The sequence below is a fragment of the Tabrizicola sp. genome (assembly GCF_051645465.1).
Lineage (GTDB): Bacteria > Pseudomonadota > Alphaproteobacteria > Rhodobacterales > Rhodobacteraceae > Tabrizicola.
On record NZ_JBOFBI010000362.1, the window covers coordinates 1 to 2,875 of the forward strand.

Below are 2,875 nucleotides of genomic sequence, written 5' to 3' on the forward strand. Positions count from 1 at the left end.
GTCTCCTCAAGGGGATAGACCTCGTCGGCAGGGGGGAAGGTGCCCGATCCTATCTCGAAGCCGCTGAGGTCGGTCACGCCGGTCGTATCCGCAAGGAAACGCTCATATGCCGCCAGCTGCTCGTCTTCGATCTCGCTGAGTTCCGTGCGGGTGGCGAGCTTCTCTCCCTGCTTCACGGCGTCTTCAGCCTGTTCGGCAAGTCGCGAGATGAAGTTCGACAGCCGCGAGCCGTCGAAGATTGGCACACCTTGGGCCATGAGGCCCACGGGCACCGCAGTGCCGAGGAGAAGCCCGAGAAGGAGGGGTGCGCGGCGCATGCGGTGGCTCAGTCCGCGCAAGGCGCGTCGGGGGCGTTCATTGTCGAGACGACGACCGTCGTGCCGTCGCTTAGCTCCCGCGCCGCGAAATACTTGCCCTCGGCCCGGAACTGGCCGTGGCAAGGGGAGACGGCACCTGTCTCGACGCCGGCGCAGGCAGAAAGGAGGGTGATCCCGAGAAGGGAAATGGGGATCAGGCGGTCGTGTCGGGTCACGTCATGTCCTTCCAGAAATCGGGGGTATCGCGCCAGCCATAGGGGGCGCGGTCTTCGCCGGATCGGCCGCCGCCAAGAACGGCGAGCGCGGGCCCAAGGGCCGCAAGATCCATGTTCACGAAGACCGAGTCACCGGCCGAGCGCAGGAGGGCGAGGCGCAGGCCACCCGTTGGCGTGCAGAGGAACTCGGCCTCTTTCTCGTTCAGCCGTAGGATCCGGTAATCCTCGGGGTTGGCACGCGGGTTCGGGTAGAGAAGCTGGGTCACCACGCTTTCCGCGATGATCTGGCCAACTTTGACCCGGGTCAGGTGTGTCGGCGTCTGAGTCATCATCATCACCACGGCATTCTTCTTCCGCATGGTGACGAGCCAGTCATGCAGGCGCTTTTCGAAGATCGGATCGTCGAGCATCTTCCAGGCTTCATCGATGACGATGAGGGTCGGACGGCGATCCTCGATCACCCGTTCGATGCGGCGAAAGAGGTAGGCCAGAAGCGCCGAGCGTTCGGTCCCGAGATCGAGGATCTCCGACATGTCGATGCCAACCACATCTTCGGAAAGGCTGATCTCCGAGGAGGCCCCAGGCCCAAAGAGCCAGCCATGCCGTCCTCCCTGCCCCCATTCGCGGACACGCCCCACAAGGTCACCCTCGTCGTCGGTCGAGGCGACGAGAGTTGCAAGGCCATCAAACGTCCGAAGCCGCGGATCGGCAGAAACGATCTGACGAACAGCGGTGTTGAGGCTGACCGTTTGGGCGGTCTCGAAGGGCCGTGAACCTGCGAGGATGTCACCCAGCCAATCGGTGAGCCAGGCCGCTCCGCGCTCATCGGTCTCGGTCTGGAACGGGTTGAGGCCTGTCGCCTCGCCGATCCGGATCGCGGAATAGCTGCCCCTCAAGGCGCGCACGGCCATCTCAAGGCCCCGGTCCTTGTCGATGACGAGGATGCGGGCATGCACTCGCCGGGCCTGCGCCATGAGAAAAGCCGTGCCGAGGGTTTTGCCCGACCCCGTGCGACCCAGAACCAGCGTATGTCCGGCACTCGGCTCGGCTCCTCGTTCGCCCTTGTCGTGGAAGTTGAAGCGGTAGAGGCTCGAGGTCACCGTCGGCAACGCCGTGATCGTCTCACCCCAGGGCGACTGCACCTTCGGGCGACCCTCGGTCACCCGATGCAGGGCCGCGAGGTGCGCGAAGTTCTGGGCCGACAGAAGCGCGGTACGCGGGCGGTAGGCCCAGTTGCCCGGGGCTTGGGCGAACCAGGCCGCGCGGGCCGCGAAGCTCTCGCGAACGAGGGTTGCCCCGCAGTCCTGTCCGGCACGCCAGACCTCAGAGGCTGCTTCCTCGAGCTGTTCCGGGGTCTCGGCTGTGACCATGACCGTCAGGTGATGCTTGCCGAAAACTTGTCGGCCCGAGGCGACGTTGTCCGCGGCCTCATACAGTTCCTGCCGCAGGGTTTCGGCGGCATCTTCGGAGGCGCGCATCTGGCGTGCCGTCCGCTTGATGCGCTCTTCGATCTCGTTGTTGCGGGCCGGCGTGAAGCTGTTGGTGATGACGATGTCGTAGGGCAGTTCCAGCGCATCGAGCATCCGCGCCCAGGTGCGGGCGGGGTAGGATTTCACGCCGAAAATCGTTCCGAAACGCTTTCCGGCGCCGGACTCGATTTCCACCCGCTTTCCGACAAAGGTCATCTGCGATGACGCGATGGCCTCGGCAAGAAACTGGCCGCGCATCGGCAGGCCCTTGGCCATCGGCTGCCCAAGAAGGACACCCAAGAGACCGAGCCATTCGCCCGAAGAAACGGTCAGGCGCCGGAAGCCCAATCCCTGGCAGGCCCCGGCCAAGAGCCCCATTGCTTCATTCAGGCGTTCAATCCGCTGGCCAAGATCGCCAGTAAACGCAGCCTTGAAGAGCGCTCCAATCAGGGGGGCACGTTTCAGCGCGGTGGGACGCAGGATGAGCGAGACCACCAGCACCCGGCGTTTCAGGGTCCGAGCACGGAGATGTCCCTGCCAGCGGGCATCGACCAAGGCGGCGAACGCTTCCCCGGTGCCCTCACCATCGAAGGGCTTCAACTGGGGCGCGTCCGGCAGGGTCAGTTTGGAGACATGGAACCCGAACCCTTCGCCCAACTGGCCGATCAGCCGCGCCAGCGAGGTGGTTGCGAGCGAGAGGTCCCCCTCTTCCGTCGTGAAACTGTCCTGCCCCTCGACCACGGCAGAGGCGATCAGGTCACCTTGCCGGGTCAGGATCAGATTGTCCGCCGGTGCAGAGAGCCACGGCAAGTGTCGCGCGAGGGTTTCGGCTGCGAGGTCCCCGGGCCGCACGACAGATCGAAGCGCCGGAGTG

General features: G+C 65.0%; 2 protein-coding genes and 1 pseudogene. All 3 read right to left on the reverse strand.

Going from position 1 to position 2,875, the window contains the following annotated elements:
- Positions 1-317: pseudogene (locus tag ACRCSW_RS22355) on the reverse strand (hypothetical protein); the annotation flags it as partial.
- Between the two features lie 8 nt (positions 318-325).
- Positions 326-532, reverse strand: a complete 207-nt coding sequence (locus ACRCSW_RS22360) for a hypothetical protein (protein ID WP_438707857.1) — start codon at positions 530-532, stop codon at positions 326-328.
- Positions 529-2,875: VirB4 family type IV secretion system protein (locus ACRCSW_RS22365; RefSeq protein WP_438707858.1), on the reverse strand; the 2,347-nt coding region annotated here is incomplete at its 5' end. The genes ACRCSW_RS22360 and ACRCSW_RS22365, both read right to left, overlap by 4 nt.